The 22652-nt window shown below is 39.1% G+C and carries 16 protein-coding genes; 4 read left to right on the top strand and 12 right to left on the bottom strand.

What is annotated here, in order from left to right:
* Positions 1-13: 13 nt before the first annotated feature.
* The 12 genes from HC965_RS10345 to aroQ form a co-directional block, all read right to left on the bottom strand.
* Positions 14-2092, bottom strand: coding sequence for an alpha-galactosidase (locus HC965_RS10345; protein WP_191031433.1), 2079 nt, complete (start codon positions 2090-2092; stop codon positions 14-16).
* A gap of 155 nt (positions 2093-2247) precedes the next feature.
* Positions 2248-3831 (bottom strand): DUF4832 domain-containing protein, encoded by a 1584-nt coding sequence (locus HC965_RS10340; RefSeq protein ID WP_191031432.1) that lies wholly within the window; start codon positions 3829-3831, stop codon positions 2248-2250.
* A gap of 64 nt (positions 3832-3895) precedes the next feature.
* Entirely contained in the window at positions 3896-5131 is a 1236-nt protein-coding gene (locus tag HC965_RS10335; RefSeq protein WP_191031431.1) for a SusE domain-containing protein, read from the bottom strand.
* Positions 5132-5159: 28 nt separating this feature from the next.
* Positions 5160-7094: a RagB/SusD family nutrient uptake outer membrane protein gene (locus HC965_RS10330; protein ID WP_191031430.1), complete on the bottom strand. Its 1935-nt coding sequence runs from the start codon at positions 7092-7094 to the stop codon at positions 5160-5162.
* 11 nt (positions 7095-7105) lie between these two features.
* Positions 7106-10507, bottom strand: coding sequence for a TonB-dependent receptor (locus HC965_RS10325; protein WP_191031429.1), 3402 nt, complete (start codon positions 10505-10507; stop codon positions 7106-7108).
* Between the two features lie 156 nt (positions 10508-10663).
* Positions 10664-11779 (bottom strand): FecR family protein, encoded by a 1116-nt coding sequence (locus tag HC965_RS10320; RefSeq protein ID WP_191031428.1) that lies wholly within the window; start codon positions 11777-11779, stop codon positions 10664-10666.
* Between the two features lie 162 nt (positions 11780-11941).
* Positions 11942-12490 (bottom strand): RNA polymerase sigma-70 factor, encoded by a 549-nt coding sequence (locus tag HC965_RS10315; protein WP_191031427.1) that lies wholly within the window; start codon positions 12488-12490, stop codon positions 11942-11944.
* A gap of 124 nt (positions 12491-12614) precedes the next feature.
* Positions 12615-13841 (bottom strand): FtsX-like permease family protein, encoded by a 1227-nt coding sequence (locus tag HC965_RS10310; RefSeq protein ID WP_191031426.1) that lies wholly within the window; start codon positions 13839-13841, stop codon positions 12615-12617.
* 17 nt (positions 13842-13858) lie between these two features.
* Positions 13859-14191, bottom strand: coding sequence for a 30S ribosome-binding factor RbfA (gene rbfA, locus HC965_RS10305; protein WP_191031425.1), 333 nt, complete (start codon positions 14189-14191; stop codon positions 13859-13861).
* Between the two features lie 12 nt (positions 14192-14203).
* Complete coding sequence (locus HC965_RS10300; protein WP_191031424.1) at positions 14204-14842, bottom strand: O-methyltransferase; 639 nt, start codon at positions 14840-14842, stop codon at positions 14204-14206.
* Positions 14843-14854: 12 nt separating this feature from the next.
* Positions 14855-16312: a pyruvate kinase gene (pyk, locus tag HC965_RS10295; RefSeq protein ID WP_191031423.1), complete on the bottom strand. Its 1458-nt coding sequence runs from the start codon at positions 16310-16312 to the stop codon at positions 14855-14857.
* A 29-nt stretch (positions 16313-16341) separates the two neighbouring features.
* Positions 16342-16764: a type II 3-dehydroquinate dehydratase gene (gene aroQ / locus HC965_RS10290; RefSeq protein ID WP_191031422.1), complete on the bottom strand. Its 423-nt coding sequence runs from the start codon at positions 16762-16764 to the stop codon at positions 16342-16344.
* A gap of 72 nt (positions 16765-16836) precedes the next feature.
* On the opposite strand from aroQ, the gene xerD reads away from it, so the two are divergent.
* The 4 genes from xerD (at position 16837) to HC965_RS10270 (ending at position 22362) form a co-directional block, all read left to right on the top strand.
* Positions 16837-17796 (top strand): site-specific tyrosine recombinase XerD, encoded by a 960-nt coding sequence (gene xerD / locus HC965_RS10285; RefSeq protein WP_191031421.1) that lies wholly within the window; start codon positions 16837-16839, stop codon positions 17794-17796.
* 136 nt (positions 17797-17932) lie between these two features.
* Entirely contained in the window at positions 17933-19627 is a 1695-nt protein-coding gene (locus HC965_RS10280; RefSeq protein WP_191031420.1) for a tetratricopeptide repeat protein, read from the top strand.
* Between the two features lie 112 nt (positions 19628-19739).
* Positions 19740-20807 (top strand): thioredoxin-like domain-containing protein, encoded by a 1068-nt coding sequence (locus HC965_RS10275; protein ID WP_191031419.1) that lies wholly within the window; start codon positions 19740-19742, stop codon positions 20805-20807.
* A gap of 16 nt (positions 20808-20823) precedes the next feature.
* Positions 20824-22362, top strand: a complete 1539-nt coding sequence (locus HC965_RS10270; protein WP_191031418.1) for a YifB family Mg chelatase-like AAA ATPase — start codon at positions 20824-20826, stop codon at positions 22360-22362.
* The last annotated feature ends 290 nt before the right edge of the window (positions 22363-22652 follow it).

Below are 22652 nucleotides of genomic sequence, written 5' to 3'. Positions count from 1 at the left end.
GTATTTCTCTGTTTTATATTATTTCATACCGATACATAGCAAAATCATTAATTCTAGTCAAAGAAAAATTTATTATCCCTTTCCTGCCAATGGTAGCTTCCATTGCCTTCTTACCGTTACCAAGTACTAAGCTACATCTTACTTTTGCACCCTCGGGCAACCATGTTTCCACACACATTTCAGACTGCTCATTATCCTCTCTATAGATAAGTAGATATCCACTACCAGACTGCTCGCGTGTTTCTTGATTAGTGATAGACTGAAAGCCTGTCCAAGAACGTCCCGAAGGTTCGTCTCCAATCGGAAGAATAACCCCCTGATGAAAATCATACTGTACCTTTTTATATTGTTCGATGAGTGCTTTCAAAGAAAAAGCTTCGTCGGGCAAATTAGAGGCTTCCATCCAAGCTAGCGGTTGTCCCGCCATAGTCGTTGCAAAAAGATATTCAAATGAATAGTTACTCGGAGCAAATGGTTCGTTGGCATACTTTTCTGTATTTCTCCATTTATTCAGAAATTCAATCTGTAATTTCTCAGCCGGAACATACTTTGACAACAACCATACATTACGGAGTGTCCAATAAGGATAGTAATTTTGCCAATCTGTATAGCGATTTTCGAGGAAGATATTTCCGTATTCATTAAACATATGATAACCTCCACGACGACCAGCAGTTGCGTCCAAATTAAACATTACTTTATTATTAGTCTCCACTAATACTTTATCAAACATATTACGAAGATTTATCTCCGCTTTCTTGTTCGGGATTGTCAGACCATCAATTTTAAAAATACGAATTCCATATTCGCGATAAAGCCCAATCAATGTCTCAGCATCTTTTTTCCAATCTGCAAAGTCGTTCTGTACACTTGGATTAAACCATAAGCCAAGTTCTATGTCAAGTTCTTTACCTTTCGCTACAACAGGAGCCAAACCGTGTGGATATTTCTCTACATCCGGCTTCCAATAGTCTTTATTATCCCAAATATTCTCGAAAGAACCTTTTGCTACAGCAGAGTTCGGACTCTTACCTGTTTGCCAGCCATCATCTATCTGAAAATGAGTTATTCCCAGTTTCGCTGCGCGTTCCAATTCAGTCAAACAAAAAGATTCATTCACTTTAGCATCCTGACTACGATCTCCCCAAGTGTTCATCATAATCATCTCATCACGATCACGAAAGTGACAACGAATATTTTTTTGGTAACTACGAAGTGCAGTCAAAGCTTGCAATTCATCGCCACCATATACTCCGGTCACACAGCTATATGTTCGTGTCCATTCGTGTTGATGGATATCTTTCTCTGTTATGCCCAAGCCCGTAACCATAAACTTTCCAAACTCAGCCATAAAGTCGACTCCTTTATAAGCTAACTGTACACTTGAACAAGGCGCTTCTTTCAAAAAGAAAAAGCCACTTCCATTTTCTCCATTTTGTGCAAAGAAGAGATTACCCCGATAGTTATTTTTACGGTAGGTAATAATATTCCGTTCTGTCACCAGATTATTATTCCAATCAGTCACATCCCAAAACTCAACAGCCTTAGCATGCCAGTGTTGTCCTTCAAAGCTCAATTGATCCAGAATAGCAGTTACTGATTTAGACTTCATATCTTCAGCAAACTCTATATTCTTGCGGTCAGCCGCATTTTCTTCACGTCCACCAAAAACACTATTCACTATACCTTTCAAATAGGTATCACATGCAATAGCCGGACAACCATCATAAATACGATAAACCCGTTTTATATCTAACGTTCCTAATGAAAAAGTAACCGTTGTTTTTAAATAGCCAGGATAAACATCAGTTGCCATAACTTCTTCCACTAAACAAGCTCCCTTGGGAGCAACCGTAACATCTTTAGATATAAAAAAATCAGCAGTTTGTTTTATGGTGAATGTTATCTTTTGGTTTATCTTATCACTCAGACTATGCGTGATAAGATTTCCTTCATTCCAAGCAAATTTACGTTCAATACACTCATTACCAATCACTAAAGTATCACCTTGCAATTTACTGTAACATGTTCTTTGAGCATAAAGTAAGTTTATAATACAGGTTGTAACCAGTATGACAAATAGTCTTTTCATGGTAAATAAATCGTTATTATTTTTTCAAAGCACGTGAAACCGATAATAATTCATTAAGTGTTAAATTCAAATTGTATTTCATATGTGTAGCCAGCCCTTCTCCTTAGAAAGGAGAGAGCTAACTTTTTCACAAAAATATTCAAAACAGGAATACATTAATTAACCTTTACATCCAGCAATTCCACCCAACCAGATTCCAATAAATTATTCTTTACGGCCATTTGTAAACCAATAGCATTATTTTTTGTTGTATCAACAAGACCTACCGCCCATTTATACGCACCTACAGAAATTCCTTTCAATGTCAAGTCAAAATTATAAGTGGCAGGTTGACCTTTCAACCACGTTGACAAGTCTGTTTGCTCATCCACAAAAACTTTTTTCACTTCTTTCTTATCATCTAATAATGCAAAAGCAACTTTGTAGCGTTGATTCCATTGTGGAATATTAGTCGGACAATATCCCCATCCCATGTTATTCCAACGATGAACAATGGTTACCTTTTGTCCACCTTTCACTTCTTTAGGCAATGATATCATATCCGGATACAAACGATATCCACCTTCAGAAACAAAACGCTGCACCAATGCAAAACATTTAAACCAAGAAGCCGTTTCATCTCCTCCACGAAAATCCATCATATTGACACGAGCCTCCGCAGAAGCATCAAATTCTCCCTGACGCACGTCTTCCGGATGTCCTTCCCTATACTTATTACTTGGATCAATCCAATAACGATGTTGGTTAATAATCCAACCACCTTCCATTATAATTGGACGCTTATAATTCCATCTAGATGCAAATTGCTTTTCCCAATCCTGATAGTAACCGTTCATACCAAAAGCATCATGGCGTAAACTGTATCCTTTATCAATTGCACTATTTAAGAGTTGTTCAGTATCTGAGGCCACTGCTCCCCATCCAGAAGTATTGTTTGCTCCTACCAAACGATGATAATTAATAACTAAAGGTATTTTAGTAAAACAACGTGCATATAAACTCGTAATCCAATCAAAAACCTTAGATTTATTACCATAATCCTTGTAGACCATAGTATGAGCCTCTCCCCATTTTCCTAATCCATAAGCATCAATAAAGTCTACCTTATCCGGATCATTAAACTTCTGTGCAAATGCTTCAATGAATTTTTCATATTTTTGTTGAAAAACAGGGTCATCCGGATAAGGAGACTTCCGATTAGCTCCATTACTTCCGTTAGGGTCTGGATACCAGTCTGCACCAGCATCAAACACATATTGAGGAGTATTCAACCCTTGATCACGTCCATCAACCACAATGCGAAAAGACAAACGCATTCCTCTATCCAAAGCACTCTTAAGCAATCTAGTTAACCGGGCATTTGGATCATTCCAAATATATTTACCTTCCTCTGGTTCGAGAGAACTCCAACTAGTGCGCAAATAGCATGTACTCGCATAATCAGATACTTTTACCGGTTCGGATAACTCTGGAACATTTACATTATCATATCCTGTTTCAGTCCAAAAATTTTCATCCCACCCACGGTTAAAATAAAGTACCCAACCATTTAGCGGATTACGCAAAACTGTTTTCTTATCCGGAGTAATTTTTATCGTTACATTACCAACAGGCAGTTCACCATTATCATCATTACCACCATCATTATCTCCTGAACATGCAGACAAGTTCCCAGAGCAAATGAGTAAAATAGCCAGGGTCCAACCTCTAAAAATAGACCTTGTTTTTTCTATTCTCATAATTTTTTAAGATTGAGTTTAATCACTACTGTAGCAATTAGACTACAGTAGTGATATTCTATATTTACTTATTAACTAAAATCTTCTTATTTCTCAAATCAAGAGCTATAAGTGTCGTATTACCAGGAATTTTAAAGTTTGAATCACGTTGTGCCCTACTTGCGCTTCCTGACATATCGGAATAAACTCCATGCACAAGGGTTCGTGTAATAGAAGCACCATTGTTCAAAACAGGACCAAATGCATATACATTATTGGGACTAGCAGACTCTATAATAAACTTAGCGTCACCTGAAAGAGCAGCCCCTTTACGTACCAATACCTGTGGGTCCGCTAAACTTGCTGTAAAGTTTCCATCTATAGGAGTTCCCCAACTATTAATAGGTCCATGCAACCATAGATTTGTCACTGTAGTTGTTCTGATATCCCCTGTTTCAGCACCATTGTAAATCCAATCAATAGTTAACGGCTCCAGCTTCTTACTCGGTGGATAAATAGCCACGGTCTTTGCCTCCATGTTAACAACAACACGATGTTCGCCTGTTTCAGTAATCTTCCATCCAATAGCTGCTGCAGGTTTTCTCATCGCCACCGTTAAAGTATCAACTTTATCATCCGATAAGGTTACATCACTTTCACCTTCTGGAGAAACATAGTTAATTTCACCATCAAACTCAACTGGTATCTTCAATAATCCCGGTTTCAAATCTAATAATGCAGCATACAAGTGTTCGTTTTCCAATGTTCGTGTCATTTGCACCTGCTGTTCCCCAATAGCATTACCTTCCAAGAACACTTTGTCCGCATCAAACACAATTGGTTTATATGGACGTACATCAACACTAATGGTACGCACTTCAGGCATAACATATCTAGAGCCACCATCCCATTTTGCCAATACCCGGAATTGCAAAGTTGCCGGTTTAGTATAAGTACGTCCCCATTTTTCCACCAGCAACTTCTGTAACTGTTCAGTTGTATAGCTTCTGGAAAAAACGCCCTCCTCTTCTTCTGTTCGTACACAGGATGCAAAATCATTACCTTCAATATCTAATTTCGTGATATAAGAAATCACATACTCATCCGGCATTTGGCGAGCTTTCGTCCACTCAAATGTTAGAACTACGTCATTTAAATTATTACCATCTAATTCAATATTAGTAGAAGAAGGACGTAATTCCATCGTTTCCGTAGCTGCAAAAAAATCACTATTATCAATATTATCATCATCGCTGCATGCACTCATACAAGCCAATACTGCTAGCGATAACATTTTATAGAATGATATAAATTTTCTCATATTTATCATTGTTTACTTAAATAAAACATTATCTCCACCATCCCGGCAATTGTCTCAGATTAATATTCTTATCAATATCGTCCTGAGGTATCGGCCACCAATAACTAATAAATCGTCTAGTCTGATAGAGAGTACGTTTGTAATATTCATCTCTTTCTGTATTCTTGGCCAAAGCATTCATACCATAGAATTTTCCATTTAATGCTGTTTCGGCTTCCTTCCAACGACGTAAGTCATCAAAACGCACACCAGCTTCACAATTCAACTCCACACGTCTTTCACGACGAATCAGTTCGCGTAATTGAGCCTCTGCAACAGGTATTTGATTCTCCGCATTTCCATATTGTGGAATACCTGCTCTATAGCGAATTCTATTAATATAATCCAAGATTTCAACCTCATTATTAGTATAAGTACCCATTGCTACGCTGTATTCATATAGTGATTCTGCATAGCTCAGATAAGCTTCAGCCAAACGATAAAGGACACCTTGACGTTTTTTATAAGTACCACTACTAGAAGCAGGAATAGCCGAAGGATCTACACGCTTACGTATCAAATATCCTGCACTTGGCGAGTCATGTGAAGGACCACCGTCTTCACCACCAGAGAAGAAATTAGCAAATTTATTTTTTGCATTCGACTTATCTTTCCCCCAATGATATTCTTCGTTATAAAGTACAGAAATATAGAAACGAGGTTCACGCCCACAATACATTTTATACGTGTTTTTGGGAACAATCACATGTTCTGTTTCTTGCTCAGTACCACCTTTTGTAGCATACATCCACGTAGTCTGATGTTTTTCGTCAGTAGTGGAATATCCTGACTCACTATATCCTGATTCCGGATTAATAATAGGAGCAGCCCCATCATTTGTATACCCAGTAATAGGAACTAATCCATTATTCATAAAGAACGCGTCCACCAAAGATTGAGTAACTCCGATAGCACCTGCACCACCCATACTACGCGGATTAGCTTGACGATCAAAATAACCAGCATCATCATATGTTCGTGGGAAAAGAATCTCCATATTCCCTTGGTTATAACGTAGCATCAATGCATTCTGATAAGATTGAAATGCATCTACATCATCTCCGATTTTCTCAATATATAACTGATGCCCTGCTTTTTCAGCTTCGTCAATTAATAACTTATTAGCGTCAGCAGCAGCCTTCCAACGTTCGGGTTTAAAAGTAGAATCAAAAATTGAAACGCCATCACAGTTTTTCATATTCACCATGTCAGGATCTTGATTTCCATTTACCAAAGGACTAGCAGCAAATGTTAACAGGCGAGCACGCATAGCTAAGCAAATGATAGAAGTAATACGTCCGTATTTATTATCTTCATCATAGTAAGCAGGCAATAATTTGGATGCCTCCAATAATTCTTCTGCTGCCCAATCCACTACTGTATTAAACGGTTCTTGCTTCAGCAACAATGTTTCACCAGTAATCTCTTCTGCTGCATCGCGAATGATAGGAACTGCCCCATAAGTCATAGCCATCATAGCATGAAAGTAAGCAATAAAAAAGCGGCACTCAGCTTTCATATAATTGACTTCCTTTTCTGTCACATCCGGAAGTGCATGCGCATATTTAATAAAAATATATGCCTGACGAATACGCATAGGAAAATCATTCCAGTAATTAATTACCCCACCACTAGCAGAGGTCCAGTTACCATTTTGATAGAGAATAGCCTTAAATCCCTGTGACTCCCAACCAACGGAAGGCGCCAACTCATCTGCTACTGCATCTGCACCATCATAATTATAAAACTTAGGAGTAGCATTGTATATATAAGCTAACCAACGTTCCATATTTGTTTTATTTTCAAATACAGTTTCTAATGTCAGCTGATCGTCTGGTTCCTTGTCTAAATAGTCAGAACAAGAAGATAAAGAGAATATGGCAACTATGCCTAATACTATAAATTTTCTTATTTTATTTTTCATACTATCAATTCTTAGAATTTAATTTCAAAACCTGCTGATATAGATTTCATTGCTGGATAAACTGCACCGGTCTTTGAAGCACCAGACGTTGATGTTACTTCCGGATCCCACAAATCAAACTTTGAGAATGTCAGTATATTAGAGCCTCTAACAAAGATACGAGCCCCTGAGATCAGCATATTTTGCATCCACTTCTTCGGGAAAGAATATCCTAATTCAATATTCTTCAAACGCAAAAAGCTCATATTACGCAACCACCAAGTAGAACTTTGGCTATTATTGGCATTTGTACCATAATCCAAACGTGGATAAAATACATCCTGACTTGGGTTATCTACCGTCCAGCGGTCTTGATAATTAGTAAAGATATTATAAGTTGTACCTTTATTCGATGCAGGAATGATATTACCAGAAAGTACGTTCCACGTTCTCCCTATGCCTTGAAATAATACGCCAAAGTCCAAATCTTTCCATTTCATATTTAAACCAAAGCCATAAACTATTTCCGGATTTACCGGTCCTCCAATTGGAGAAACATCGAACGCGTCAATTTTTCCATCTTGATTAACATCTACATACTTTATATCACCAGGACGCAACTTAGCTGTAAAAGTCTGCGTAGGAATACCCTCTTTTAACGTTCCAGCTGCTACATCAGCAAAGTCATCATTTGTGAATAATCGCTCTGCAATATATCCTCTGTTTTGCCCAGTCGGATATCCTGTTTGCGCACGATTTGTACCAACAACAGCAGCAGGTTCATCCCTCTCTGTGATTTCATTATGAGCATATGTAAGTGTTCCCATCAAACTCACAAACAGATTTTTATTAAACTGCTTATTAATATTTAATGTAACTTCCGCACCTTGATTCTTCATTTTGCCATAATTATCCCATGGTTGTTTTATAAATCCGGCAGTTATTGGAATAGATTCACGGGGCATAAATATATTATGACGACGTTCGTCAAATACATCCAACTGTAAATCTACCATACCATTAAACAACCCCAATTCCAGTCCGACATTTGCTTTATTTACAATTTCCCAAGTCAAATTTGGTACTGCAAACTCACCTTCAGCCATACCATTACGGCTAAACCCGCCTTCAGTTCCCCAATTATATTGTTTCAAATCATTCCATGAATCATTGATAGTAGAAAGATATGCAAAACGTCGCCCGTCCAAGCTTGCATTACCTGTTTGCCCGTAAGATGCACGCAATTTCAATTTAGAGATAGTCTTACGAAGTGGTTGCATAAATGATTCTTCTGATACAATCCAACCAATAGCACCCGAAGGGAAGAACCCATAACGTTTGCCCTTGGCAAAATTCTCAGAACCATTATAACCGAAATTGAACTCTGCTATATATTTCCCAGAATATGTGTATGATGCACGTCCAGCCATACCTTGTGTTCGATACGGCAACTTCTCTCCCTTATCAAAATGCCGACGATTAAATAACACCATGGCAGCCAACGCATGTTTTTCTGCAAACGTACGGTCATAAGCCAAAGTCGCTTCCATATAAAGACTTTTAGTTCCATAAGTTCCCGTAGATTCATGTGCCAACGTATTACTTCCATTCGATTTCTTTGTCAACATCAATTCACCTTCTTCAGTTCTTCCGGAAGCTGCATTATAAATATCCGGGTTTGTCTTACGCATCACAGTTCCTGTTGAATAACGGTCAAAAGAAAATACGCCCTTAACCTTTAGACCAGGAGTGATAAACTTCAAATCCTGTTCCAAAGAGAACAGTGTCTCAATCTTACTTGCACTGGTACGCTGGTATCCCATCTGAGTCGCCATCGCCCACACATTAGACTCTTCAGTTCCTGCAATCTGTCCCGTAGAATATTGTGCTGGAAATTGAAATGGAACAGAACGGAAAGCTCTATTAAATATTTCACTAATGCTCTGTGTTGTAGAATTACGATCCTGCAAATATCCTCCAATATTAAAACGTAACTGGGTAGTAGGAGATAATTTCAAATCAACATTTGAACGAACGTTATATCTTTGCAATTTAATCGAAGGGTCCCATTCACGTTTTTTATCACGTTCCAAAATACCACGTTCATTATAAACAGCGGCCACAAATGAATAGCGTAGAATCTCTGTACCACCAGAAATATCTACCGTCACACGTTGATTGGAAGCATGATCCTTAGATATTGCATCAACCCAATCCACATCCGGATACAAATCCGGATCATAATTAGCCCGAGTTTTCGCAATCTTATCTGTATATAGAGGTCTCTGTCCTGTATCAACTAGAACATCATCCAATAGTTGCATATAATCAGCAGAACCAATATATTCTGGTAGTTTTATAGGTTGTGTAGCAGCAAACTCAGCTTTTACAGTTACACGTGGTTTACCAATCTGTCCACGCTTCGTATTAATCAAGATAACACCATTCGCACCACGTACTCCATAGACAGCACTAGCAGCAGCATCTTTTAAAACTGAAAAAGATTCAATTTCTTCCGGATCAATATTGTTCAATTCACGTTCAATACCGTCAACCAATACCAATGGGTCACCACCTACATCCTGAAAAGTACTGATACCACGAATCCAGAAAGTAGAATTGTCATATCCCGGTTCACCCGAGCGCTGAACAGCTAATACACCTGCAACCGTACCAGCTAAATTATTACTTAATGAACGACTGGTAGATACTTTTAATTTTGCGGGTTCAATTGTTGTGATAGAACCTACGACAGATTCTTTCTTTTGTGCACCATAGGCAACAACAACTACTTCGTCCAATTGGCCTACGTCTTCTGACATCTGTATATTGACAACTTTTCGGTTATCAACAACTTCTTCTCTGGGCACAAAACCAATATAACGGAAAGAAAGTACAGACTTTCTTGCAGGAACAATAATACTATAATTACCATTCATATCTGTCAATGAATGTACAGTAGAATCATTCTTCAAAATAATTGTCACACCGATTAGCGGCTCGCCTTTCTCATCTGAAACGTTACCTGTTACCTTTATACCTTTTTGCTGTGTAGCTTGTTGTACCTTAGGAGCTTCCGGAACTGAAATCGTAATTTGTCTTCCCGACACTTTATAATTCAGTCCAGTCTCTGAGAACAACTCTTTTAAGACAGCATCTATTTTCTTATTGGAAACTGAAATGGAGACTTTATTATTCAGATTTTTTTGAACATTTGCTGAATAAATAAAAATGTACTTACTATGTTTCTCGATATAATCTAAAACATCTTTAACAGTAGTATTCTCATATTGTACCGAGAATAAATCTTCTTCGGAATTCCAACGAATAGAATTTGCACCGAACGAAGAAAGAGGAATCATAAAAAAGACATTTATAATGCAAAAAAGCTTAAGTCTTTTCTTCAAGTGTAAAAAAATACTTTTCTTTACCATAAAAATTTCTTTTTAGGTTAACAATTTTGGATTTATTGATTTAACTAAGGAATTAATATCGGGTAAATACGGCAATATTTATCCGATTTTTTTGTGTGTCACGTTGATTATCTGTTCTTCATAGGCAGCATGTTTAAAAGATTAATTAAAAAATTATTATTTATTCAAGTATATACTAGTATCTCTTTTTTCTATCGTGAATGACAGTGTTTGCTGGATACATTCAATTACTTCATCTATATCATCTTTCAAATCAAGTTTTCCATAAACCTTTTCATTACCCACAAGCGGATCACACTGTATGGATATACCATAATAAATACTTAGTCTTTGGATTATATGTGACAAATCATTGCCATTCAATAGCATTATTCCATCTACCCAACTAATATATTCAGCTACATCGACTTGCTTTTGACTGGCAATTGCACCATCAGCTATATTCAACAAATCACGTGGAGCCAATTGTGCTTTCTTCTCATTTCTATCAGTTACTTCTACTGATCCTTCTACCAATACAATATTGGTCGTACTTCCTTTATAATTGGAAATATTAAACTTGGTACCAAGTACTCGCAAATTAAAATCCTCAGATTCGACAATAAAAGGATGTTTTTTATCATGAGCAACCTCTAAGAAAACCTCCCCTTGAGCATATATCTTACGAATGTCACCTTTAAAACGACGAGGATAAATGACTTTAGACTGAGAATTTACCACTAGACGAGTTCCATCTGACAACTCTATTCTTGCCCTCTTTCCAGGGGGAACAAGTAACTGATTATATTCTTCTTCATCCTTGACTTTTTCCTCTTCTTCTTTAATAAGCTGAGAATTAACCGCTACTTCTCCTTCTTTTGAATATTTGATAAAGGCATCTTCGTCTAAATTCAATTGTTCTTTAGCAGTTATAAGAGTTACTTCATCAACAGCCTGGCTATCCATTCCTTCTGCAATAGCCTGTAAATCAACATCAACAATAGTTGTTTGATTCAGAAAATAAATAGTTGATATACAAATCAAAACAGAAGCAGCAATAGAAGCGGAAGTTATCAATAGGTAGTTCCTTCTGCGCTTCATTGCACCTTTTTGTATTTTTATGCGCGTTTTCTCTATAATGGAAGAAGCATCAATTTTTTCTTGTTCGCAGCTTTCCCAAAAGAATCTCAGCGTCTCACCTTCAGGCGTATTAGTAAAATCATCCTCAAGTTTTTCCTGAGAATTCAATTTACCAAATAAATTTGCAAGGCGAAAGTATTCTTTCAAGTTCATAATCTTTTTAATGTTGTTCTATTATTAAAGACGCAACTTAAAAAAGAATCTCCTAGTTAAAAATGAACTTTTTTTTCATTTCCCGCAAAAAAGATATTTGAAGCAGGTTTATTTTACCATTAATTTATTGATACACAGGAAAATAACAAAGAAGTAGAAATATTATTTTCGAGAGCGAATATTTAGTTTCTTGGCTATTTCTTCCAATGCAAAAGCTATATGATTATTTATGGTCTTCACAGATATATCTAATAGTACCGCAATATCTTTATAAGGTAAGCCTTCTATTTTTGCCAAGAAAAAAACATGTTTACATTTCGGTGGTAGCTGTTGGATGGCATTGTTTATTTTCTCCATTTCCTCTTTACTAATCATCGCCTCATCCGGTGATTGGATTGGATCAAATATAAAATCCCCTATATCATCAAGCAATAAATCTGCTTTTCCCGTTTCTTTTCTCAGATAAGAAATGGCCTTCCGGTAAGTTATCGTTTGTATCCAAGCATTCATATTTTCTATACCAGCCAACGTTTTTCTATTTTTCCAAACTTCATAAAAAACATCACTCACAACTTCTTCGGCTGGTTCCTTTTGACCAATCAAAGCATAAACATAGTGATATAAACGTGAGGAATAATGCTCCATAAAACGGTAAAAAGCCGTCTCATCACCGTTCACTATTCTGTCTATGTCATTACTTTCAGGTTTCACGGAAGTGTTTTACAGATTATTTCTAATTAACAAAATTGCGCCAAATATAGTGGTATATTAGGAAATATAAAAATAAAAAGTGAATTAAAAGTTATCAGTTATAGAAAAGTATATACAATAAATATTACAAAAGTCTTTTACTTAAATAACGCACCGGATACCATACGGAAAGGAAACCGACAGCAAGAACTGTCACAAAAACAAGTACTACATCCCAGGCATGAACACTTACAGGATAAGCATCTACGACAAAAGTGCCACCACCGCCACCCAACGAAATTAGACCGAACTTCTGTTGAATAAAGCATAGAATCAGACCTAGGATAATACCGGAAACTGCACCGAAAAGAGAGATCAAACGACCTTCAAACAAAAATATTCGAGAAATGAGTTTATCATCCGCACCAAGGCTACGCAATGTTACAACATCATCTTTCTTGTCCAGAATCAACATAGAAAGAGAGCCAATTACATTGAAACAGGCAATCATCAAAATAAAAGTAAGAAATAAATATGAAATTAATTTTTCTATCTCCATGATACGGAAAACATCCGCTTGTTGCTGATAGCGGTTCTGAACTATGAAATCATCACCTAGTATTTTTTCTATTTTAGATTGCACAGACGAGACACTGGCACCTGGCTTTAGTTTCAGCTCCATGGCAGAAACTTCGGTTGTATAGTCCAGTAGTTGACGAAGAAAATCAATAGATGTCAAGATATATTTTCCATCGTATTCTTGTTGATTCACTACAAATACGACACCGGGAGAATAAAGATAATCACGGTTAAAAGAAGCACCGGGATTTGCCATATTCACTTTAGCATTCCGCTTCGGTAGATATATTTGAAGAGGGTCTACAAATTGTAGTCCCGTACCTAAAGTGGCTACCAGTTCAACTCCCATTACTCCATAATTTACAATCGAATCATGAAGAAGAAATTCACCGGCACCATAGAGAATACTATCAATAGCAGTCAGTTCTTCAAAATTATCCTCTACCCCTTTCAACACAACCATAGCCTGGCGGTCTTTATACTGCACCATCGCATTCTCTTCGAGCGTTTCCGTGAATACATCAATTTCGGGAAGCGCACAGACTGCGCGTATCCGCTCGTCCTGCCCATCGAAGACTTTCCCTTCACGTACAGTGATTTTTAGTTGCGGGTCGAATGCAGTAAAGAAACTAGCCACCATATCCTGGAATCCATTAAAAACGGAAAGCGTACATACCAGTGCAAGCGTAGCAAGAGCTACTCCGCACACAGAAATGCCGGATATGATATTAATAGCATTATGCTTCTTTTTCGAGAAAAGATAACGCTTGGCTATATAGAAGGGCAAATTCACCTCTGCAATGAATTATTTCACTTCAGCAATGAGTCAATCTTCTCGATATAATCCAATGAATCATCCACAAAGAATTTCAGTTCCGGGATAATACGCAATTGATGACGCACACGAGTTCCAAGTTCATAACGGATGGACTTCATATTGTCATTTATATTCTTCACCATTTCTTCTGCTTTCTCTGACGGAAAAACACTAAGATAAACACGGGCAATACTCATATCAGGACTGATACGAACTGTACTAACAGATACCAATATACCCGGCATTGCTTTTGTCTGAAGCAGGAATATCTCGCTTAATTCCTTTTGCAACAGGCGAGATATCTTATTCTGTCTTGTTGTTTCCATAATTCTACTCCTTTATTTTTTTCTTATAATCGTTAGCCCGTCACGCAAAGGCAATATCACTTTCTCCACCCGTCTATCTTCTGCGACAAAGTCATTAAAAGCTTTTATTCCAATCGTCTGGGCATCGTTGCTACGAGGTTGTTCCAGCACATGACCATCCCACAGCGTGTTATCGGCAATGATATATCCACCTTCGGAAAGATGTGCCAGTGTCATTTCGTAATATTCAATATATTTGCGTTTATCACCATCGATAAAAGCCATATCAAAGGTAACACCTAAATTCGGAACAAGTTCCAGCGCATCACCAATATAAAAACGAATTTTGTCGGCATACGGTGATTTTTCCAGCCACGGACGGGTGAAGTCCTCTTGTTCATCATTTATCTCGAACGTATGCAACATCCCTCCTTCCGGCAAACCTTCTGCCAGGCAAAGGCCGGAATATCCGCTGTACGTTCCGATTTCCAATATCTGGCGAGGCCGAATCATCTCTACAAACATCTTCAACATCCGCCCCTGCAAATGCCCTGAAGCCATACGGGGACGGAGTAATTTTACATGTGTATCCCTGTAAAGTGACTTCAGATAGTCACTTTCGGGATCAATATGTTGCAGAATATATTCATCAATAGATTCAGTCTCTTGCATAAAGCACAGCTTTTACAGATAACGGTTATTGTTGGGCAATACGGTTTCTTCCGCATGCTTCAATGCATCCTCTACTACATTAATTTCGAGGAATGAAGTTTTTGTTCCCGCTTTACCACTACTCAAATATCCTACCATGTCAGACGGCTGCAAACGTTCTTCTTTCAACAAGCGACGCAATGCAGCGAAATAATATTCCTGTCCGTTTGACAATTCCGGCATATAGATCGCTTCAACTCCGTAAGAAAGAGCCAGATGGCGCATTGTCTTTTCCTTATAACAGATAGCCAGCACCGGATATTTACCACGGAAAGCAGCCAGGTTACGGGCAGTACGTCCGCTATAACTATCAGTAATAATAGCACGTATCTTCAGCTTAGATGTCGCTTTCACAGCCTGCTTGGCAAGGAATGCAGTTACATCATTGCTGTTTTCATCCAATGGGATACGGATATCATTCTCTTCCAGTTTATCCATTTCAGCCTGAGCAGCGATTTTAGTCATTGTTTTTACAGCATCCACCGGATATTTACCGTAGGCAGTCTCACCGCTCAACATCAAAGCATCTGTACGATAATAAATCGCATTCGCAATATCAGTAACCTCCGCACGAGTCGGACGAGGGTTGTTTATCATTGTATGAAGCATCTGTGTGGCAACAATCACCGGTTTCTTAGCCAGGATACATTTACGAATCAGCACGCGTTGGATTCCAGGGATACGTTCCTGTGGAACTTCGATACCCAAGTCACCACGGGCAACCATCACACCATCAGCCACTTCAAGAATCTCGTCAATATTATCCACACCTTCCTGATTCTCTATTTTAGCAATAATCCTGATATCACTGTTGTGAGCATCCAGGATTGCACGAATATCAAGCACATCCTGACGGTTGCGCACGAAGGAGTGGGCGATAAAGTCTATATCCTTCTCAATCGCATAAAGGATATTATTGCGGTCTTTCTCTGTCAATGAAGGAAGATTGATACGAACACCCGGTACATTTACGCTCTTACGGCTTCCCAAAGTAGCTTCGTTTTTCACTTCACAAAGCAGGTAATCTGCAGTCTTATCAATGACTTCCAGTTCCAAGTCACCATCATCAATCAGAATCGTACCACCAATATTCAGGTCATGTACGAAATCCGGATATGAAACGGCGATACACTCACGAGTGGTTTCAAGTTCAGGATTGCCAACAATCTTCACTTTCTCACCTATTTTATATAGAATCGGCTCAGCATTAGCTGTCGTACGAACCTCCGGGCCTTTAGTATCCATCAGAATCGCAATACGGTTGGACACCGTACGCACATTGGCTATCAAAGCTTCAAAACCTTCACGGCTAGCATGCGCAGTATTCATACGCACCACATTCATCCCTGCTTCAAACAACTGTTTTATAAAATCTACATCGCAACGTCTATCCGAGATGGAAGCCACAATTTTAGTCTGTTTCAATAACATAGTCTTTCTACCTATTTATATATTATACCTTATTTATTCTCTAACAATGCTTCCAAAGCCAAACGATACGAGTTCAACCCGAAGCCACAAATAACTCCCTTGCAAGCGCAGGCAATCATAGAAACATGCCTGAAAGCCTCACGGCTATGCACATTGGATATATGCACCTCGATCACCGGAGCTGTCACCGCACGAATCGCATCCTGCAAAGCAATAGAAGTATGCGTATATGCGCCCGCATTCATGATAATGCCATCCACATCAAATCCTACCTGCTGAATGCAGTCTATCATTTCTCCCTCAATGTTCGATTGAAAATAGTCGATCTCCACGTCAGCGTATCTTTTGCGAAGCTCAGCCAGATAATCTTCAAATGTAACGCTTCCGTAAATGGAAGGTTCACGCTTACCCAACAGATTAATATTCGGGCCATTAATAATTTGTATCTTCATCGCGCAATCCTGTTTTTTTATACCTTTGTATCCAAAGAACAATATTTCAGGCTACAAAGGTAGAAAAAAGAAATGGAAATCAACGAAAAAAAGAAGAAGAAGGAGCAACAAGCACTGATAATCAGGAAGTATCAGCAGTATCTCAAACTCGAAAAGTCCTTATCGCCCAACACGCTGGATGCCTATCTCACGGATCTGGACAAACTGATGAGCTTTCTGATGCTGGAAGAGATAGACGTACTAGACGTATGCCTATCTGATCTTCAACGTTTTGCAGCCGGACTGCACGACATCGGCATCCACCCCCGTTCACAAGCCCGCATCTTATCGGGAATCAAGTCATTCTTCCGTTTTCTCATCATGGCAGATTATCTGGAAGCAGACCCCAGCGAGCTACTGGAAGGCCCTAAGCTTGGCTTCAAACTCCCTGAAGTACTAACAGTAGAAGAAATAGACCGAATCATCTCCGCCGTTGACCGCAGCAAAGCCGAAGGGCAACGGAACAGGGCCATCCTGGAAACACTATACAGTTGCGGACTTCGCGTTTCGGAACTTGTCAACCTCAAATTGTCCGATCTTTACTTCGACGAAGGCTTCATCAAGGTGGAAGGAAAGGGAAGTAAACAACGCCTTGTCCCTATCTCCCCCCGGGCCATTAACGAAATAAAACTTTACATTACAGACCGTAACCAAATAGAAGTAAAGAAAGGGCACGAAGATTTCGTTTTCGTCAGCCAGCGGAGAGGCAAAGGACTTTCCCGAATCATGATCTTCCACATGATAAAAGAATTAGCGCAAAAGGCAGGTATCACCAAGAATATCAGTCCGCACACTTTCCGGCACTCCTTTGCCACTCATTTACTGGAAGGTGGCGCCAATTTGCGAGCCATTCAATGCATGCTCGGACATGAGTCTATCGCAACCACCGAAATTTATACGCACATCGACCGTAACATGCTTCGTAGTGAGATTATTGAGCATCATCCCCGAAATATCAAGTATCGGAAAGAAAAAGAGTCGATATTTCATTAAATTATGATAAAATCGCCCTCCTATCTATATAATTATATTAAGAATTAATATCTTTGCGTTACTTTTTCCGTGCTGAACAGAAAGAGGTTTGCGAATAGGCGAAATTTCAATTACAAACATTTAATTTATACCTAAAATGACTAAGAAGTTGTACTTGCCTTTACTCATGGCAATGATTGTTGCATTATTCTCTTCTTGCAACAAAAAAATGGGTCCACTGTCAGCTGATTACTTCACTGTTACTCCGCAAGTGTTGGAGGCAGTAGGAGGTAAAGTTCCTGCTACCATCAATGGTAAATTTCCTGAAAAGTATTTCAACAAGAAAGCTGTTGTAGAAGTTACTCCGGTTTTGAAATGGAATGGCGGCGAAGCTAAAGGCCAACCAGCTACTTTCCAAGGCGAAAAAGTAGAAGGTAACGACCAGTCTATCTCTTACAAGATGGGTGGTAGCTACACAATGAAAACTTCTTTCGACTATGTTCCAGAAATGGCTAAGTCAGAATTGTTCCTCGAATTCAAAGCTACTATCGGTAAGAAAGTAGTTACTATCCCTGCTGTGAAAGTAGCTGATGGTGTAATTTCTACTTCTGAGTTGGTGAACAATACATTAGGTAACGCAAACCCTGCACTGGGCGAAGACGCTTTCCAACGTATCATCAAAGAAAAGCACGATGCTAACATCATGTTCTTGATCCAACAAGCTAACATTCGTTCAAGCGAATTGAAGACTGCTAAAGAATTCAATCAAGAAGTGGCTAACGTAAACGAAGCTGCCAACAAGAAGATCAGCAACATCGAAGTATCTTCATATGCTTCTCCTGATGGTGGTGTAAGCTTGAATACAACTCTTGCTGAAAACCGTGAAGGCAACACAACTAAGATGTTGAGCAAAGACCTGAAGAAAGCAAAAATCGACGCTCCGATCGATGCTAAATATACTGCACAGGACTGGGAAGGTTTCCAGGAACTGGTTTCTAAATCAAACATCCAGGACAAAGAGTTGATCCTCCGCGTTATCGCAATGTATCAGGATCCTGCTCAGAGAGAAAGCGAAATCAAAAACATCTCTGCTGTATACAAAGAATTGGCTAACACTATTCTTCCTCAGTTGCGTCGTTCTCGTTTGACTTTGAACTACGAAATCATCGGTAAGTCTGACGAAGAAATCTCTAAACTGGCTTCTTCTAATCCTTCTGAACTGAACGTTGAAGAATTGCTGTACGCTGCTACACTGACTAACGATCCTGCTAAGCAAGAAGCTATCTATGCTCAGGCTACAAAACAGTTCCCGAACGATTACCGTGCTTACAACAACTTGGGTAAATTAGCTTACCAAGCAGGTAACATCGACAAAGCAGAATCTTATTTCAAGAAAGCTGCCAGCGTAAACGCTTCTCCTGAAGTTAACATGAACTTAGGTTTGATCACTTTGATGAAGGGTGACAAAGCTGCTGCAGAAGCTTACTTCGGTAAAGCTGCCGGCACTAAAGAACTTGGCGAATCTATGGGTAACCTGTACATCGCTCAAGGTCAATATGAAAGAGCAGTTAACTCATTCGGTGACTCTAAGACTAACAGTGCTGCTTTGGCTCAGATCCTTGCTAAGGACTACAACAAAGCTAAAAACACGTTGGCTAACGTAGAAAGACCGGATGCTTACACAGACTACCTGATGGCAGTTTTGGGTGCTAGAACTAACAATTCTTCTATGGTAACAAGCAGCTTGAAGAGCGCAGTTGCTAAAGATCCTTCATTAGCTAAGAAAGCAGCTACTGACCTTGAATTTGCAAAATTCTTCACGAATGCAGATTTCATGAGCATCGCTAAATAATAGAATTACCACTCTATTTGACATATTAGGAATTGCCTGTCATTATAAATGACGGGCAATTCTTTTTTTTTATCCGTAAAAACCGTACTTTCGCAGAAAAGAAATCAAAACAATGAAAAAGAGTAGCATTTTAATCCTCATAGCCATCTGTTTATTCGGTTGCCACAAGGCTTCCAAGGAAGTAAGCATAACCGGAGAAATCAAAGGATTGGGTACAGATACGCTTTATCTGTATGGAATGGACGAGTCACGCGACCGGATAGATACTATTTTCGCGAAAGACGATAAATTCTCTTATTCAACCCCAATAGATACCATTACTTCCGCTTTCCTGCTTATCAAGAACGAGACAGAATATCCTATCTTTCTCGATAAAGGGAACAAAATCAAGATTAAAGGAGAAATCAGCAACCCCGAAGTCCTGACCATCGACGGAAACATATACAACCAGGAATTTACAGCTTTTCAGAAAGAATTGGAAGACTTGGATAACCCATCCGAACAGGTCTTGGAACAAAAGGCAGAAGAATTCATACAACAGCATCATTCTTCCTTTGTCAGTCTCTATCTATTAGACAAATACTTTGTCCAAAAGGAATCTCCTGATTTCAACAAGATAAAGAAGCTTATTGAAGTCATGACAGGTATACTACAAGACAAACTATATATTGAACGGCTGAACGAAAGCATATCACAAGCTGAGAAAATGGAAATTGGCAAATATGCGCCGTTTTTCAGCCTGCCCAATACAAAAGGGATAAAGATCACCCGTTCATCCGATGACTTCAAAAAGAAAAATCTGTTAATCAACTTTTGGGCTTCCTGGAGTGACAGCACTGCCAACCATCGCAGCAACAGAGAACTGAAAGAGCTTTATAAAAAGTATAAGAAGAACAAGCACATAGGTATGCTTGGCATTTCTTTCGATTTGGACAAGGAGGAATGGAAAGATGCCATCAAACGTGATACGCTGGACTGGGAACAAGTATGTGACTTCAGCGGACTTAATTCAGAGATTGCGAAGCAATACACCATCAAACAAATACCTACCAATATCCTTCTTTCGGCAGATGGTAAGATTCTTGCAAAGAACCTTAATGGGGAAGAATTAAAAAAGAAAATAGAAGAAGTAGTCTCTGCAGCAGAAGAAAAAGAGAAGAGAGACAACAAAAAGAAATAATAATCAGCAACCAAACGTGTTAATTAAAGTATTCGGAGCGGCTGTTCAAGGTATTGATGCAACACTCATCACAATCGAAGTAAACAGCTCGCGCGGCTGTATGTTCTATCTCGTCGGCCTTCCAGATTCCGCGGTCAAAGAAAGCCATCAACGTATTATTTCCGCTTTACAGGTCAATGGTTACAAAATGCCGACCAGCAATCTGGTAGTCAACATGGCACCTGCCGATATTCGCAAGGAAGGTTCAGCCTACGATCTCCCCCTTGCCATCGGATTGTTGGGTGCCAGTGAAACCATATCTTCCGAGAAATTCTCCCGCTACTTACTAATGGGGGAACTAAGTCTCGACGGAAGCATACAACCTATCAAAGGAGCACTTCCAATTGCCATCAAAGCTCGTGAAGATGGCTTTGAAGGACTAATTATCCCACAACAGAATGCACGGGAAGCAGCCGTCGTCAACCAATTGAAAGTCTACGGAGTCAGCAATATCAAAGAAGTCATTGAGTTCTTCAATAACGAACGCGAATTAGAACCGACCCTTGTCAATACGCGGGAAGAATTCTACGCCCAACAAAGCAACTTTGAATTTGATTTTGCCGATGTGAAAGGACAGGAAAATGTAAAAAGAGCATTGGAAGTAGCTGCAGCCGGTGGACATAATATAATTATGATAGGTGCCCCGGGAAGCGGGAAATCAATGATGGCTAAACGATTGCCATCTATCCTGCCCCCACTCTCGTTGGGAGAAAGTCTTGAAACGACCAAAATACATTCAGTAGCCGGAAAATTAAATCGCAACTCTTCGTTAATTACCCAACGTCCATTTCAATCTCCCCATCACACTATTTCCCAGTCTGCCATGGTGGGAGGAGGAAGTTTTCCTCAACCGGGAGAAATAAGCCTGGCTCACAACGGTATATTATTCCTGGACGAGTTGCCTGAATTTAATAGAAGTGTGCTCGAAGTACTGCGGCAACCATTGGAAGACAGACGAATCACGATCTCGCGTGTAAAAAGCAGTATCGATTATCCTGCCAGCTTCACATTGGTGGCATCCATGAATCCTTGTCCTTGCGGCTACTATAATCACCCGACAAAAGCGTGTGTATGCAGTCCCGGACAGGTGCAGAAATACCTGAATAAGATTTCCGGCCCCTTACTCGACCGAATTGATATTCAAATCGAAATAATTCCTGTTCCTTTTGATAAGATATCCGACCAACGACGGGGAGATTCCAGTGCAGCCATTCGCGAGCGTGTTATCAAAGCCCGGCAAATACAGGAAAAACGTTATGCTGAATATCCTGGTGTATACTGTAATGCTCAGATGAGCAGCAAGTTATTATCAATCTATGCACGCCCCGACGACAAAGGACTGTCTTTATTAAAGAATGCAATGGAGCGGCTCAATCTTTCCGCCCGTGCCTACGACCGGATATTAAAGGTAGCACGAACTATTGCCGATTTAGAAGGAAGTGAACAGATACTTTCCTGCCATTTGGCAGAAGCTATCAGCTATCGGAATTTGGATAGAGAGAATTGGGCAGGATAGAGAATACCATCTTGTAGAGTTATATTACCCCGTTATTTGTATACTATAATTATCATCTACAAAGTATATTCCAAACTAAAGAATAAGGTGACATAAATATGTTTACAGTTTATCACATAAACGCACATCACGTTTATAACAAACTTTTGAGTAGTTTATTAAAAACGGTATTCGAGTTTATTAAAAACGATAAAATTGTAAATTCATCTTTTTCCATTCATTTTTCGCAATCGAGTAGGAGGAAAATAAAAGTAGTTTTCTTCCTACTTTCATTTTCCGACCTCTCACAC

Source organism: Bacteroides sp. GM023, assembly GCF_014750685.1.
Taxonomy (GTDB): domain Bacteria; phylum Bacteroidota; class Bacteroidia; order Bacteroidales; family Bacteroidaceae; genus Bacteroides.
Note: the sequence above shows the minus strand (reverse complement) of the source record. Positions and strands in the feature narration are given on the sequence as shown.

Excerpts from the sequence above, each read along its gene's own strand:
- HC965_RS10345 (WP_191031433.1), bottom strand. The coding sequence starts at position 2,092 with ATGAAAAGACTATTTGTCATACTGGTTACAACCTGTATTATAAACTTA.
- HC965_RS10340 (WP_191031432.1), bottom strand. The coding sequence starts at position 3,831 with ATGAGAATAGAAAAAACAAGGTCTATTTTTAGAGGTTGGACCCTGGCT.
- HC965_RS10335 (WP_191031431.1), bottom strand. The coding sequence starts at position 5,131 with ATGAGAAAATTTATATCATTCTATAAAATGTTATCGCTAGCAGTATTG.
- HC965_RS10330 (WP_191031430.1), bottom strand. The coding sequence starts at position 7,094 with ATGAAAAATAAAATAAGAAAATTTATAGTATTAGGCATAGTTGCCATA.
- HC965_RS10325 (WP_191031429.1), bottom strand. The coding sequence starts at position 10,507 with ATGGTAAAGAAAAGTATTTTTTTACACTTGAAGAAAAGACTTAAGCTT.
- HC965_RS10320 (WP_191031428.1), bottom strand. The coding sequence starts at position 11,779 with ATGAACTTGAAAGAATACTTTCGCCTTGCAAATTTATTTGGTAAATTG.
- rbfA (WP_191031425.1), bottom strand. The coding sequence starts at position 14,191 with ATGGAAACAACAAGACAGAATAAGATATCTCGCCTGTTGCAAAAGGAA.
- HC965_RS10300 (WP_191031424.1), bottom strand. The coding sequence starts at position 14,842 with ATGCAAGAGACTGAATCTATTGATGAATATATTCTGCAACATATTGAT.
- pyk (WP_191031423.1), bottom strand. The coding sequence starts at position 16,312 with ATGTTATTGAAACAGACTAAAATTGTGGCTTCCATCTCGGATAGACGT.
- aroQ (WP_191031422.1), bottom strand. The coding sequence starts at position 16,764 with ATGAAGATACAAATTATTAATGGCCCGAATATTAATCTGTTGGGTAAG.
- xerD (WP_191031421.1), top strand. The coding sequence starts at position 16,837 with ATGGAAATCAACGAAAAAAAGAAGAAGAAGGAGCAACAAGCACTGATA.
- HC965_RS10280 (WP_191031420.1), top strand. The coding sequence starts at position 17,933 with ATGACTAAGAAGTTGTACTTGCCTTTACTCATGGCAATGATTGTTGCA.
- HC965_RS10275 (WP_191031419.1), top strand. The coding sequence starts at position 19,740 with ATGAAAAAGAGTAGCATTTTAATCCTCATAGCCATCTGTTTATTCGGT.